Origin of the sequence: Streptomyces sp. NPDC058375 (assembly GCF_042723425.1) — a bacterium.
In the GTDB taxonomy this organism is placed as follows: domain Bacteria; phylum Actinomycetota; class Actinomycetes; order Streptomycetales; family Streptomycetaceae; genus Streptomyces; species Streptomyces durocortorensis.
In genome coordinates this window covers 1-14907 of the sequence record NZ_JBHXJG010000082.1, presented here as the reverse complement: position 1 = coordinate 14907, position 14907 = coordinate 1, and the positions used below count along the sequence as shown (strand labels likewise).

Here is a 14907-nt window from a genome sequence, read left to right as displayed (position 1 = left end):
GCGCACATTCCGCCTCCCCCGGCGGCTTCCGTGTCCCGGCGGGCGCACGGAACGCGTCCGCCGGCCGGTTCAGGCCTGGGTCACCAGCAGCGGGCGGGCCCGCTCCCGCAGCTCCGCGACGCGGGGCTCGTCCCCGTACGGCTCCAGGCGGTGCAGCAGATCGCGCACGTACTCCGTGGTGCGGGCCGAGGAGATCCGGCCGGCGACCTCCACCGCCCGGGTGCCCGCCGCGCACGCCGCGTCCAGGTTGCCCGACTCCAGCTCGGCGACGGCGGAGACGACGAGCCGCAGTCCGTGGCTGCGGACGAACTCCTCGGTCGGCCGGGACAGCGCCTGCTCGGTGAAGCGCCGCACCTGGCGGGGGGCCTTCAGGTCCCGGTAGCACTCGGCGGCGTCGGCGGCGAACCGGTCGTAGCCGTAGAAACCGAGCCAGGGCGGGTCGGAGTCACCCGCCCGGGAGCGCTCCAGCCAGCTCTCCGCGCCCTTGAGCGCGGCCCCCGCGGCCGGTGCGTCGCCGGCCTTCGCATGGGCGCGGGCCTCCACCAGCCGGAAGAAGCTCATGGTGCGGGCGGTGGCGAGGCCCCGGTTGCGCTCGACGGCGGCCTGGGCGAGGTCGACGCCCTCGTCGGCGAAGCCGCGGTAGGTCGCCTGGAGGGACATCGAGGCGAGGACATAGCCGCCGAGCGGGACGTCGGCGGCGGCCCGGGCCAGGCGCAGGGCCTGGATGTAGTAGCGCTGGGCGGCTTCCTGCTGGCCGGTGTCGAAGGCCATCCAGCCGGCCAGCCGGGTCAGCTCGGCGGACGCGCCGAACAGGGCCCGCCCGACCTCGTCGGTGTACGAGCCGAGGAGCAGGGGTGCGGCGTCGACGCGTAAGCACTCGGGAACCATGGAGGAACGCCAGTCGCCGCCGCCGTACTTGGAGTCCCAGCGCCGGGCGTCCTGGGCCGCCTCGCGCAGCTTGGTCACATCGCTGTGGCCGACCCGCAGGGGCGAGGCGTCCGCCGCGCTCTCCGGTCCCGGCTGTACGGGGACGGAGCCGGCCGCGCCGGGAGCGCCTGGGATGCCGGGGACGCCCGGGGTGCCTGGTGTGCCGCCGCCGGTGTGGAGGATCTGTGCGCCCCGGGCGTCCGGAGCGGCCCCCGGCCCCCGGGCTCCTGGCCCGCCGGGGCCGTCGGATCCACCGCCGCGCGCCCCGAGGATCGTCGCCTGCGCCGCCGTCGGATCCCGGGCCACCGACGGATCGGCGGGGGTTATCAGCCAGCGGGAAGCGGGCGTCGCGTAGGCGCTCACCGAGAACGAACCCGCCAGGGACTGCCAGATTCCGCCGCCGCCCCGCCGCCCGGCCAGATCCAGCCGGTACAGCTCGGTCGCCGACCGGACCGCCTCGCCCACGTCCCGGGGGAAGGCGAGACCGACCTCCGGGGCCGGGTCCGCGTCGGCGAGACCGATCTCGTGCAGCGGGACCGGCCGGCCGAGCTTGGCCCCGATCGCCGCCGCGATGAGATGCGGCGCGGCGCCCTGCGGCACCATCCCCTTGGCGACCCACCGGGCCACCGAGGTCTTGTCGTAGCGAAGTGTCAGACCGCGCTGTGCTCCGAGGTCGTTGACCCGCCGGGCGAGCCCGGCGTTACTGATTCCCGCGAGGGCGAGAACCGTGCCGAGCTTCTCGTTCGGCCCGCGTTGCTCCCTGGACATGCGCCACCCCTCGACACACAGACAGCCGCCGCGTCACCGAGGACGGCGCGCGGCATTCGTACCGATGCCTCCCCAGGTTCGAACCCTCGTACTCCGCCTGCACACGCATGTGGCCGAGCCCCGAGGAATATGCCCCCCTGTCGAGAACACCAGTAAACACAGCGTAGTTCTCCCTATCCCTACCGTTAAGAGGCAGACGTCCGGATGGCGGGATTGTTGTCCGTCCGGGCGGTCCGGTACGTCCGGACGGGGGTGTGCGAGCCGGGGCGGGGCGTGCTCCCGGCGTGTGGCCGTGCGCCCGGCCGTGCGCTCTGGCCCGGCCGTCGCCGGAACGCTTGGCTGGGACCTGCGTGGGTCGGCCCGCTGCACTGGACTCAGTGGGCTGGGGGAAACCGCCGCTCCATTCCCCGCGGGCGGTGGACCGGTCCGGGAGGTGAGGCCCACCTCCCGGACTGTGCGTGGAAGGGCCGCCAGGGGGGCGCGGCACGGTATGCGCGCGTGGTGGCGCTTCGAGAGAATGGCCGAATAGCGACGTTCCGGTGAGGGTCTGGCCAACGGTCCGACTATGGCCGGATATCGGCGCTGTTTCCGGGCGGCGCCGGCCCCTCCCCTTCCACGGGGGCGGGCCGGGGCGGCGCGGAGACCGGACGGCCCCGGCCCCGTAACTCCTGGAACCGGCAGTTCCGTTGCTGTCGTCGCGGTGAAGACCGCGTTCGGCCTTTGCCAGGGGCGCATGCTCTTCCGGCGTGCGCTGCCCGTACACCCTCTCCTGCGTCGTTGTCGTGGCAGCATGTCCCGCAGCGGCGTTTCGCTCATCAAAGGTGCGCCGTTTGTCCACAGCCTGTGGAGGCGGCGATGCGTTGGTTGGTGGGATGGAGCAGTATCGCCGCGAGCTTCGGCACCGTCGGCGCCGTCGGAAACGGCGGGGAGGGGCGCACGGTTCACCCCGTGGGCTCCCAACTCCTGTGGGGCGACCCGGATCCGCTGTGGGCGGTCGGCGACTGGCGGCCCGACGAGATCCGCGTCATCGGCGTCGCGACCCCCGAAGGCGCGCCCACCGCCCGCCTCGCGGTCCTCGGCTGCTGCGGGGCCACCGACGAGCAGCTGCGGGTCGGGCTCCTCTCCGCGCGCGGCGGCGCGATGCGCCATCTCACCGCCTGGCCCGGCAGTTACACCGCCGTCGTCCAGATCGGCCGCCGCATCACCGTCGCAGGCGACCTGGCCGGCGCCCGGCCCGTCTTCCACACCCCCTGGGCGGGCGGCACCGCGTTCGCCACCGCCGCCCTGCCGCTCGCCGACCTCATCGAGGCCCAGCTCGACATCGGCCACCTCGCCGCCCTGCTCGCCTGCCCCGAGACCCCCGAGGCCCTCGGCGACGGCACGCCCTACGTCGGCGTGAAGCGGGTACCGCCGGGCCACGCCCTCATCCTGCGCGAGGGCTCGCGGGAGATCACCGGATACGAGGCCGTCGCCTCGCTCGCCGTCGCCGCACCCCAGGCCGACCCGGTGCACGCGGTGGAGGGCGTACGGGACGCGCTCGTCGAAGCCGTACGCGCCCGGCTCACGGCCCCGCGCCACGCGCCGGAAAGCACTCCGCCGGACCCGGGGCCCGTCCCCGGCATGGGCCCCGCCGACCGGCGCGCCGCCCGCGGCGGACCCGTCGCGGGCATCGGCGCCGACCTCTCCGGAGGCAGCGCGTCCGCCACCCTCGCCCTGCTCGCCTCCGGCCTGCCCGGGCTGCCCGGCACCCTCCTCGGCCACGGCACCGGCGCGGGCGAGCGGCTGCTCGCCGTCACCTTCAACGACCTCACCACCCGGGGCGACGAGGGCGAGCTGGAGCGGGCCCACGCCATCGCCGCCAACCCGCGCCTGCACCACGTGGTCGTCGCGGCGGGCGAAGAGGCCCTGCCGTACGCCTCGTTGGAGACCGGCCCGCTCACCGACGAACCGGCCCCCTCCCTCGTCCTCGCCGAACGCCACCGCCGCCGGCTCTCCGCGGGCAGCGCCGACCACCTCGTCGGGACCGGGGCCCGGCAGGTCCTGGACGCCCACCCGGCGCGCCTCGCCGACCTCCTGATGGACCGGCGCAGACGCCACCTCCTGCGCCCGGTCGCCGCCCTCACCAAGGCCGAAGGCCCCACGGCGCACTCCCTGTTCGTCCCGCTGACGGTCTACCGCGCCGCACGCCGCCTGGCCCGTACGTCGTACCGCACCGGCCTGGAGTCCGCCGCCGGGCTCCTCCCCGACGCCAACCGGCACGCCCTCGACCTCGCCACCCCCGCCGACGCCTCGCTCGCCGCCCTCGCCTGGTCGCGCCCGGGGCCCGCGGCGCGCTGGCTGACGGGGGAGGCGCTGGCCGAAGTATCGGTTCGCCTCCAGGAGGCGGCGATCCGGCCCACCTCCGTACAGCGCCCGGGCGAGGCCCGTGCCCGCGCCGCCCTCGCCCGGGGAGCCGCCGACCACCGCATCCTGGAACAGGCCGCCGAGATCCGCAGCCAGCGGTTGCACGCCCCGTTCCTCGACAACCAGGTCGTCCGGGCGGCCCGCGCCCTGCCCGAGTCCCTGCGCGTCCAGCCCGGCGCACGGGCCGCGATCCTGCGCCGGGTTCTCGGCGGGGCGGGCATCCACGATCTGCCGCCCGGCTGGGGCACGCCCTCCCAGGCCACCTCCACCGCCGTGACCCGCACCGGACTGCGCACCGCGCTGCCCGAGCTGATGGCCCTCTTCGACGCCCCGCTGCTCGCCGACGCGGGCCTGGTCGAGGCCCGCGTGGTCCGCAAGGCCCTGCGCGCCGCCTCCGAGGGGGAGCCGCTGCCCCTCGACGGCCTGGCGGACCTGGCCTCCACCGAACTGTGGCTGCGCCGCCTGGTGACCCGCCGCGGCACCTGCTGGACCGGCACGGCCGCCCCGCGCCAGCGCGCGGTCGCCGGCGGTGTGATCCCCGCCCGGCGCACGCTCCAGCCCTGACCGGGACGCGCCGCCCGGAAGCCTTGGCCGGAAGTCGCCGCCGGGCGGGCGTGGCCGGGAGGACGCCGGGCAGCCGTTGCCGTGAGGTGCCGCCGGGCAGCCCCGTGATGACCGGGAGGCCAGTGGCGCACGCGTGAGCAACCGGGGCGTCGGCGGCCAGGCGTGACCGGGAGGCCAACGGCGCCGCGTGAGCGCCCGGGGCGCCGCCGGGCAGCCGTGACCGGGATCCCCACCGCGCCCCTTACGGCGGGAGCCGCGTGACGTGCGTACCGCTCAGGCGCAGCTGATCCGGGACTCCGCCCAGTCGGCCAGGGCCACCCCGCCGAACGGCCCCTCCGGCTCCACCACGAGCCGGATCGAGGACTGGCCCGCGATCCCCACGCTCACCGGGACGGCGGGATCGCCGCCCTCCATCACCGGGGAGCGCCACAGCCGGGCCCCGTCTCCGTTGAACACGGAGAAGCGCACCGCACCGAGCCCGAGCGTCATGTCGTCCACCCCGACCAGGGCCTCGTAGCGTGTGCAGGGCCGGTTGAGCTGGATGGTTACCGAGGAGCGGGCGTGCACCGTCGCCCCGTGCGCGTAACGGGTCGAGGCGATCGACACGTTCGAACGCTGCCAGACCCAACTGCTCTGGCCCATCGCCACTTCCGGCTCGGTGTGGTCGCCGAACACGGAGTACGCCAGCTCGCTGACCCGGTACACCTCCGGGGCGGGCGGCGGCGGTATGGGCTTCGGCGGCTTCGGCGTCGGCTTCGGGGACGGCGGCGGGCTCGGCGCCGGCGGCGCGGGCTTCGGCGGCGGTTCGGGGGAGGGCGTGGGGCTCGGCGTGGGCTCCGGGGCCGGCTCGGACGGGGACGGCTCCGGGGGCGCGGGCGGAGCGGGCGCGGCCGGCGGCTCGGGCTTCGGAGTCGGCGGCGGGGGCTCCGGCGTGGGGTCCGCGGGCGCCACGGCCGGCGGCTTCGCGACCGGCTTGGGCACCGGCTTCGGCTGGTCGTCGCCGACGAGCGCCCACACCAGACCCGCTGCGGCGGCCACCGCCACGGCGGCGGCGATCCCCGCCTTCGCGGGCGCGCCGAGCCCCTCGGAGGCCGCGCCCCCGGCGGCCCCGCCGGTCGAGCCGGAACCGGTGGCCGCGGCGGCGGCTCCCGCCCCGGCGGCCCCGGCCGTGCCGCCGGCCACGATGCCCGCGGCCTTGAGCGAATACCCGGCGGCGAACCAGCCGATGACCGCGACGGGCAGCAGCGCCGGAATCCCCGCGTTCACATGGTTCAGCTCGCCCGCCGCCACCCGGCACTTGGCGCACTCGTCCAGGTGCTTGCGCAGCCCGCGTTCGGCCCGGGTCCGCAGCCCACCCCGGGCGTGGGCGCCGAGCCGGTCGGCGTACTGCGCGCAGTCCCCGCCGGTGGTGAGCGCCTGGCTGACATGGGCCTGGAGATACGCCTGCTTGAGCCCCTCGCGGGCGCGACTGGCCAGAACGGCGGTGGCGTTGGCGGTGAGGCCGAACAGCGGGGCGATCTCGCTCGGCGACTCCTCCTCCACGGTGGTGTGCCACAGGACGGCCTGCCAGCGCTCGGGGAGGCTCCGGAACGCCTGCATCGCCATCGTCTGCTCGGCCTCGTGCATCGCCAGGACGTCGGCGCCGAGTTCGAGGGTGTCGTCGTCGGAGAGCTCGGAGGAGCGGGTCGCCTGCGAGGCGAACACCGCGAAGTCGTCGACCAGATGCTCCCGCTTGGCACTCTTCGTCCAGGCGGCGGCGACATGGCGGACGGCGGTCATCAGATAGGCCCGGACCGCTTCCGTCGGCCCTTTTCCGCCCCGTACGGCCTGGAGCGTGCGCGCGAACACCTCGGCGGTCAGGTCGTCGGCGGTGTGCGCGTCCCGGCAGCAACTGCGGGCATAGCGCTGGACGGCGCCCGAATGCCGCCGGAACAGCTCCTCGTAGGCCTGGTCGTCGCCCGCCCGCATGTCCTCGATCAGCCGGGCGTCGGAAAGACCGGACTCGGGGGCGCCGACGCGGCCCGCGCGCTGCTGCGGAACCGCGTGCGCGCCGACGCCCGTACCGGCCTCGCCGGGCAGGCCCTCCTCGGCGACGGCGGGCCACGGGCCGGGCAGGACGGTGCCGCCCTCGGCTTCACCGTCCGACGGGCCGCGCACGGCCTGGGTCGGCACCTGTCCGGCGGACAGCCCGTCCGCCTTCGTGTCCCTGTCGGCCGCAGCGAACTCGCCGAGCGGCTCTTCCTGCTGCTCGTTACCGCTCATCGCGGAAGCCCCCGTATACACCCTCGGACCCGAATACCGGCCAAGACTGCCACATGGCTCAATCGTGTTGGCCTCTCAGTCCTGCCAACCACTCATCCGGGGTGTTTTTCCGAATGTGAGTGCTAAAGAGCCCTCGTTCGGGGAATGAGTTCCAGCTGATTACTCGCCCGCCCCCCGTTCACCGCCGCCACCGCCCCGCCCGCCCTCTACAACTGACGAGGCGGACGGACGCGGACCGATGAGCGAGAGCGAACCGACGAGCGAGAGCGGACCGACGAGCGATAACGGGAATGAGCTGCCGGCACGGGAACGAGCTGCCGGCCTGGGCGGGCGGGGCCGTCGCCCCCGGCCGTCACGCCGGCCGCGACCTCAGCCCCTCCAGCAGGATGTCCAGCAACCGGGCCGAAGCCGCGGCCTGCTGAGCGGCGTCCGGCAGCGAAGGCGCAGCCGTGGCGATGACCAGCAGCACATCGGCCACCGTCACGTCCCGGCGCAGCTCACCGGACTCCCGGGCCCGGTCCACCAGCCGCCCCACGACCTCCAGCAGCTCGACCGCCCCGGTCTCCTCACCGAGGCCGTCCAGCCCGTCGCCGCCCCCGGGGCGTTGGCCGACGACGCGGAAGTCGTCCTGGCCCACCCCCTGCCGCTGCTGCGGAACACGGGTCTCGTCCACCGCGCCCTGCGCCGGAGCCGCCCCGGAAGACGCCGGCAGACCCGGCTGCTCCTCCCCATCGGTCCCGACCCGCAGCACCTGCGGCGGCAGCAGCCTGCCCGCACCCGACGCCACGGACGTACGCAGGAAGCGGGAGAGCGCCGACCAGGGCTTCTCCTCCTGCCCCAGCGCCGTACGCGCCTGCTCGGTCAGCCGTGAGGTCTCCTCCTCGGCTATCCGGCGCACCAGCACGTCCTTGCTCGGGAACCGCCGGTAGACGGTGCCCACGCCGACGCGCGCACGACGTGCCACGTCCTCCATCGGAGCGCCGTAACCCAGCTCCCCGAACACCTCGCGCGCCGCCCGCAGCACATGCTCCAGATTGCGCTGCGCGTCGACGCGCAGCGGAGCCGAGCGCGGAGCGCCCGTTGTCGCCGTGCCCGTCGTCGTCGCCCCGTTCGGGGCCTGTCCGGCAGCGGCCGAACCCATCGCCGCCGCACCCATCGCCGCCGAACCCATCGCCGCCGAACCCATCGCCGCCGCACTCACCGCGGCCGCGGAACGAACCGCATCGGCCGAGCTCATGACGCCCAGCGCTCCCACGGAGCCGAGGCGTCCTTTGTCCTCGGACGCGCGCGAGAGCGCAGCCTGGCCATGCGTATCCTGAATATGCATAACTTCCCCCGGTTATGACGTCTCCCCCCGGAGACTTCCCGCCGTTTCAGCCGGGGAGCGGAGCCATACGAAATCCGCACCCGACACCCCGACGGGTTACGAACATAGTTGAGCCCGCGTCAATTCAGAAGGGGGTAGTTCCGCATGGGGCGCCCCCCGATCGGACCAAGATCCGATCGACGCCGGGACAGCGCCCCTTCCCCTACCCCCTGCGTAGTGCCTGACCTGCGCGGCTGTCGCTGATCGCGTCCGACGGGCCCCGAGCGCCGTCGCGGATCCTCCGGTCACACAATTTGCCGGGCCTGTGGACAAACCACTGACTCCGTTGCGTCATGGGGTGGTGATGGCTCCAGATTCCCGGGGGACGACCCCCGGCACCCGGCCAGGTGTGCGCATTCTCGTCGTCGGCGGCGGCTACGTCGGGATGTACACAGCGCTGCGTCTCCAACGGAAGTTGAAGCAGAGACTGAAGAGCGGCGACGCCGAGATCGTGGTCGTCACTCCCGAGCCGTACATGACGTACCAGCCCTTCCTCCCCGAAGCGGCCGCCGGCTCGATCTCGCCGCGCCACGTCGTCGTGCCGCTGCGCCGCGTCCTGAAGGACTGCACGATCGTCATCGGTGAGGCCGAGCGCGTCGACCACGCCAAACGGACCGCGACCGTCACCACCCTCGCCACCGGCGAGGACGGCACCGGAGCCCTGGAGATCGGGTACGACGAGATCGTCATCGCCCCCGGGTCCGTGTCGCGCACCCTGCCCGTCCCCGGTCTGGCCGAATTCGGCATCGGTTTCAAGACCGTCGAGGAGGCCATCGGGCTGCGCAACCACGTCATCGAACAGATGGACATCGCCTCCGCCACCCGCGACCCCGCGATCCGCGACGCCGCTCTCACCTTCGTCTTCGTAGGCGGCGGCTACGCGGGCGTGGAGGCACTGGCCGAACTGGAGGACATGGCCCGCTACACGGCGCGGTACTACCACAACATCAAGCCGACCGACCTGAAATGGATCCTCGTCGAGGCCTCCGGGCGCATCCTCCCCGAGGTCGGCGAGGCGATGGGCACGTACGCCATCGGCGAGCTGCGCGGCCGGAACATCGACGTACGCCTGGAGACCCGCCTCGACACCTGCGAGGACCGCGTCGCCGTCCTCAGCGACGGCTCCCGCTTCCCCACCCGCACCCTCGTCTGGACCGCGGGCGTCAAACCGTCGCCCCTGCTCGCCGCCACCGACCTGCCCCTCACCGAACGCGGCCGGCTCCGCTGCACCGCCACCCTCGGCGTCGAGGACACGCCGCACGCCTGGGCCGCCGGCGACGCCGCCGCCGTACCCGACCTGACCGCCTCCGAACCGGGGAGCGAGACCGCCCCCAACGCCCAGCACGCCGTGCGCCAGGCGAAGGTCCTCGCCGACAACGTCCTCGCCTCCGTCGACGGCAAACCGCTCACCGAGTACCGCCACGCGTACGCCGGTTCGGTCGCCTCCCTCGGCCTGCACAAGGGCGTCGCCCACGTCTACGGCCGCAAGCTCAAGGGCTACCCCGCCTGGCTGATGCACCGTACGTACCACCTCAGCCGGGTACCGACGTTCAACCGGAAGGCGCGCGTCCTTGCCGAATGGACCCTGTCCGGCCTCTTCAAACGCGAGATCGTCTCCCTCGGCTCGCTGGAGCACCCCCGCGCCGAATTCGAACTCGCGGCGGGCGGCGGCGGTTCCGGCACCCCGGGACTCCCCGGCCCCGGCCGCCCGAAGGGCCCCGGAGAACCGCCGGACGACCGTCGGACGGACAGCTGACAGGCCGTCGCCGGGGCGGCCGGGCGGCGACTGTCAGTACGGTCGGTCACACTGGACGTGTGACCATAGGTGGGCCCACACCTGCACAGAGTGACCCGGTCCGCAGTGACCATCCGTGACCAGCAGCGACGCACCAACAGCACGACGAGGCCCGGCTGCGCCTTCCCGGGGGTACGGCCCCCGGAGCGCCGAACACGGCAGACGAAACGGCAGAAGAAGCAGCCCGCCCGAGCGGACCCGACCGACACACGAGGCCAGAAATACCGTGAACTTCACGCGTTGGAGCGCCCGCCTTCCCGGAACGCAGCGCCGAGCCGCCACACGGGACGACCGTAGTTCCGTGCCGGCCGCCCGAGCCGAGTACGCCCGCCCGGAGGGCACGCCCGCCCAGCTGGACGCCGCCTCCCCGGCACCTTCCGGCCCCGCCTCGACGGAGGCCCTCCCCGGGCCCGCCCTCGACGCCCTCTCCGCCCGCGAGATCCTCGGCCGGCTCCCCGCCCCCGTCGCGCTGCTGCACGGCCCGGACCACCGGATCGCGTACGTCAACGACGCGTACGAGGCCGCGTTCGGCCCCCGGCCGCCCGGCGTCCCCGCGGCGGAGGCCATGCCCGAGCTCGCCCAGCTCAGCGTGCTCCCGCTGCTCGACCAGGTCCTGCGCAGCGGCACCGCCCGTACGGTCAAGTCCCGCCGGACCGCCGAGGGCGGTTCGTACACCGTGACCTGCACCCCGGTCGCCGCCTGGGACGACACGGAGGGCGAGAGCGACGGCAAGGCGGAGGGCAAGGGAGACGGAAGGGCGGAGGACAAGGGAGACGGAAGAGCGGAGGGCAGAGGAAGCGACAAGGGCGACAGCAAGGCGGAGAGCAGGGGAGCCGGCAAGGGAGAAGGCGGCGTCCTCGTCCACGCCGCCGACGTCACCGACCACGCCGAAGCCGCCGAGCGCCTGCGCACCAGCGAGCGCCGCCACCGCGAAACGGCCGTCACCCTCCAGCGCTCCCTGCTCCCGCAGGAGCTGGAGCAGCCCGACGACCTCCGCATCGCCGCCACCTACCAGCCCGGCGGTACCGACGCCGCGGTCGGCGGCGACTGGTACGACGTCATCACCCTCGGCGCTGGCCGTACCGCCCTGGTCATCGGCGACGTGATGGGCCGAGGGGTCCGGGCCGCCGCCGTGATGGGCCAGCTCCGCACCGCCGTCCGCGCCTACGCCCGCCTCGACCTCCCGCCCCACGAGGTCATCCAGCTGCTGGACGGCCTCGCCGCCGAGATCGACGCCAGCCAGATCGCGACCTGCGTCTACGCCGTCCACGATCCCAACGAGGGGCAGCTCGTCTACGCCTCCGCCGGCCACCTCCCGATCCTCGTCAGCGACGAGGACGGCACGGTCCACCGCGCCGCCGACCCCACCGGCCCCCCGCTCGGCACCGGCGGCTGGGTCCATACCTCGGGCACCATCGCGCTGCCGCCCGGCTCCACCGCCGTCCTCTATACGGACGGCCTGGTCGAACGGCGCAGCGAGGACATCGACGAGGGCGTCGCCTCCCTGGCCCGGGCTCTCTCCGGCGCCAAGGGATCACCGCAGGTCGTCTGCGACCGGCTGATCCGCTCCCTCGGCGTGACCGCCGAGCACGACGACGACGTGGCGGTCCTCGTCGTCCAGCACCCCGCCCGTACGGGGGCGAACGCGGAGCTGTTCCACAACGCGGCGCTCGATCTCCTCGGCGGCATCGAGGCCGCCCCGCGCGCCCGCGCCTTCGCCACCGGGGTCCTGACCTCCTGGCGTTTCCCCGTCGAACTTCGCGACCTGGGCGTCCTCGCCACCAGCGAGCTCGTCGCGAACTCCCTCCAGCACGGCACCCCGCCGATGCGCCTGGGGCTGCGCCGCACGGACCGCCGGCTCATCATCGAGGTCACCGACGGCGACGACCACCTGCCGCGCCGCCGCCAGGCCGAACCGGCCGACGAGGCGGGACGCGGCATCTCGATCATCGCCTCGATCGCCACTTCCTGGGGCAGTCGGCGCACGCCGGGCGGCGGCAAGGCGGTCTGGTGCGAGTTCGCCCTGCCGCAGTGAAGCAGGGCGGCAGGGCGAAGGTTCAGCGCGTCCGGTCAGTGACCGGCGGAGGCGGAAGCTGGGGCGGTGTTCCCGGCGGGCACCGCGCCGTCCGGCCCCTCAGGCAGTGACACCGCCACCACCCGGGAGGGGACGGCTGCCAGCGACGGCTGATCCTGTACGGGGGCGAGCCGGCGCCCCAGCCGCAGCGCGAGCACCGTGATGCCCAGCGAGAACAGCACGAACGTCACGATGTACGGGCCGTGCAGCGACGCCCCCATCGGCCCGCCGACGGCCGGACCGACCGCGAGCGCGAGCTGCTTGCACAGGGCGAACGCCGAGTTGTACTGCCCGACCATCGACTCCGGCGCCAGATCGGCGACCAGCGGGGCGACGGTCGGCGACAGCATCGCCTCACCCAGCCCGAACAGCGCGTACGTCGAGATGAACGCGGCCGTCGCCATGGCCTGGCTGCCGTGGCCGAGCCCCGCGTACCCCGCCACGAGCCAGGCGAACGCCCAGATCAGGCCGACCGCGGCGATGACCCGGCTGCGCCGCCGCCGCTCCACGAGCCGCAGCACGACGAACTGCGCCACAACGATGACCGCGGTGTTGGCGGCCAGCGCGAAGCCGAGCGTCGAGGGCTCGATCCCGGCGGCCTCCGTGCCGTACGCGGCGAGCCCGGACTCGAACTGCCCGTAGCAGGCGAAGAACAACACGAACCCCAGCACGCACAGCTGCACCATGGCCCGGTGCGAGAGCAGCGCCCGCAGCCCACCACCCGTGGCGGCGGCAGCCTCGTTTGACGGCCGGGCGTCCCCGAGGGAAGCCGTACGAGGCATCCGCACGGTGGTCACGACGACACCGAGCACCACGAACATCGCGGCCTCGATCAGGAAGAGCATGGTGAAGCTCGCCGGACGGTCCACGTCCACGAGCTGCCCGCCGACGAGCCCGCCGAGGCCGAGCCCCAGGTTCTGCAGGAAGAACTGCATGGCGAAGGCGCGCGTACGGGTCGCGGCGCTGGAACACCACACGAGCATCGTGGCGAGGGCCGGCTGCATGACGGCGGTGCCCGCGCCCAGGACGGCGGCGGACAGCACGGCGGCCGGAACACTGCTCGCGAACCCCAGGGCGGCCGCGCCCACGGAGGCCAGCGCGGACGCCACCACCAGCACGGGCAACGGGCCCCGCCGGTCGATGGCCCGCCCGGTGAACGGCAGAACGGCCAGCGCTGCCATCGCGAAGGCGGCCAGGACGACTCCCGCCGTCCCGGCACCCAGATCCCGCACCTGCGCCACGTAGACGTACAGATACGGAACGGTGAACCCGAGCCCGAACGCGCTCAGCGCGCTGCCCAGCTGGATCCGCCGCAGCGCTGCGCCCATCTCCCTGGTCACACTCACCTACCTCAAGGTCTTGAAGGAATCAGACTCGAAGACTTTAGCACTAAACTTAGAAGGTGAAAACTTCAGGCTGAAGGACTTCAAGGGTGGTGGGAGCGTGCCATACTGCCCGCCATGTCTGAGAGCACCGAGGAGCCCGGCCCCAGCGAGCCGAGCCTCGACGAACAGATCGCCGCCTACCAGCGCGAGTTCCGCGACCTCGACCCCCAGGTCGAGCAGGTCGTCTCCGCGCTGGGCCGGCTGAACCGCCGGATGAACGTCGCGTACGGGAGGCAGGTCGCCGCGCTCGGTATCAGCAACGCCGAGTGGGAGGTCCTCAAGACCCTCGTCCTGTCGGGCGCCCCCTACCGGCTGGGCCCCGGCGAACTGGCGAAGCGCCTCGGTCTCACCCCGGCCGCCATGACCCACCGCATCGACCGGATGGCGGGCGAGGGCCTGGTCACCCGTGACCGCGACGAGAACAACCGGGTTCGCGTCATCGTCGAGCTGACCGACGAAGGCCGTACGAAGTGGCTCGAGGCGATGCGCATGGCGAGCGACTTCGAGGAGGACCTCCTCCAGGACCTGTCCGGCGACGAGCGCGGCGTCCTGGGCGAGCTGCTGGTCCGCCTTCTGCGCAGGGTGGAGCACGCCCAGCCGGATGCCGGCGGCCGACTCACCGACCTGGACTGAAGGCCACGTCGGAGGCCTGGCAGGGGCTCTGCGAGGCCCCCGAGGGAGGGTTGACACACCCCTGGCGGATCCGTAAAGTTCTCCGAGTTGTCACGGAGCCGGTACGGTCCGGCGGCAGCCGATCCCGCCGTGAACGCGGCAACCAAACTTCAGCACGATCTCCCACTCGGGATGATTTCGGCATGCCGGAATTCATGACGAAGGCCCGATTATGAGCCGCCGGGAGAATCCGCTAGAGTTTGAGCGTCGGAACGGCCCAACAGCCGGGAAGCCAAACCCCGCTGACTGGGAATCAGGCCCGAAAGGATCTGATAGAGTCGGACTCGCGGGAAAGGGAAAACGCGAAAGCGAAGAACCTGCAAAGCGAAACTGCACGGCCCGCTTCGACCGGGAGTCAGACACTGGAAAGCGTCTGATAGAGTCGGAAACGTAAGACAGCAAGACAAAGAAGAAAACGAAGGGAAGCGCCCGGAGGGCCCCGGTGATACGGGACCGAAGGAAGCGTCCGTTCCTTGAGAACTCAACAGCGTGCCAAAAGTCAACGCCAGATATGTTGATACCCCGGCCTGCACCTGGTGCAGGTTGGTGGTTCCTTTGAAAGTCCTACGGCCACCAGCTGGTGGTGGTAGGCAATAACACAGCGAGGACGCTGTGAACAACGGGTCTTATTCCGACCGGTTGTTCCGCTCTCGTGTGTGTGCACCCGATTACGGGTAAACATTCACGGAGA

The 14907-nt window shown here is 73.2% G+C and carries 8 protein-coding genes; 4 read left to right on the top strand and 4 right to left on the bottom strand.

Annotation, left to right across the window (positions count from 1 at the left end):
- Positions 1 to 69: 69 nt before the first annotated feature.
- Positions 70 to 1695 carry a sporulation protein gene (locus tag ACFWM7_RS15950; protein ID WP_383260669.1) on the bottom strand — a complete coding sequence of 542 codons (1626 nt, stop codon included), beginning with the start codon at positions 1693 to 1695 and terminating at the stop codon, positions 70 to 72.
- Between the two features lie 855 nt (positions 1696 to 2550).
- Here ACFWM7_RS15950 and ACFWM7_RS15945 point away from each other — a divergent pair.
- Complete coding sequence (locus ACFWM7_RS15945) at positions 2551 to 4662, top strand: asparagine synthase-related protein (RefSeq protein ID WP_383260667.1); 2112 nt, start codon at positions 2551 to 2553, stop codon at positions 4660 to 4662.
- A gap of 273 nt (positions 4663 to 4935) precedes the next feature.
- Here ACFWM7_RS15945 and ACFWM7_RS15940 read toward each other — a convergent pair whose 3' ends face one another.
- The gene (locus ACFWM7_RS15940; protein WP_383260665.1) at positions 4936 to 6924 is read right to left on the bottom strand and encodes a sigma-70 family RNA polymerase sigma factor; all 1989 of its coding nucleotides are present in this window, start codon (positions 6922 to 6924) and stop codon (positions 4936 to 4938) included.
- Positions 6925 to 7276: 352 nt separating this feature from the next.
- Positions 7277 to 8161 (bottom strand): TetR/AcrR family transcriptional regulator, encoded by an 885-nt coding sequence (locus ACFWM7_RS15935; RefSeq protein ID WP_383260663.1) that lies wholly within the window; start codon positions 8159 to 8161, stop codon positions 7277 to 7279.
- A gap of 433 nt (positions 8162 to 8594) precedes the next feature.
- Here ACFWM7_RS15935 and ACFWM7_RS15930 point away from each other — a divergent pair, with 433 nt between their 5' ends.
- Together ACFWM7_RS15930 and ACFWM7_RS15925 are read left to right on the top strand one after the other, a co-directional pair.
- Positions 8595 to 10046: an NAD(P)/FAD-dependent oxidoreductase gene (locus ACFWM7_RS15930; protein WP_383260660.1), complete on the top strand. Its 1452-nt coding sequence runs from the start codon at positions 8595 to 8597 to the stop codon at positions 10044 to 10046.
- A 265-nt stretch (positions 10047 to 10311) separates the two neighbouring features.
- A complete protein-coding gene (locus ACFWM7_RS15925; protein ID WP_383260658.1) occupies positions 10312 to 12120 on the top strand; it encodes a SpoIIE family protein phosphatase in 1809 nt (602 codons plus the stop codon).
- Between the two features lie 35 nt (positions 12121 to 12155).
- On the opposite strand, the gene ACFWM7_RS15920 is transcribed toward ACFWM7_RS15925, so the two are convergent.
- A complete protein-coding gene (locus ACFWM7_RS15920; RefSeq protein WP_383260689.1) occupies positions 12156 to 13487 on the bottom strand; it encodes an MFS transporter in 1332 nt (443 codons plus the stop codon).
- Between the two features lie 132 nt (positions 13488 to 13619).
- Here ACFWM7_RS15920 and ACFWM7_RS15915 point away from each other — a divergent pair, with 132 nt between their 5' ends.
- Positions 13620 to 14177, top strand: a complete 558-nt coding sequence (locus ACFWM7_RS15915) for a MarR family winged helix-turn-helix transcriptional regulator (protein ID WP_006125761.1) — start codon at positions 13620 to 13622, stop codon at positions 14175 to 14177.
- The last annotated feature ends 730 nt before the right edge of the window (positions 14178 to 14907 follow it).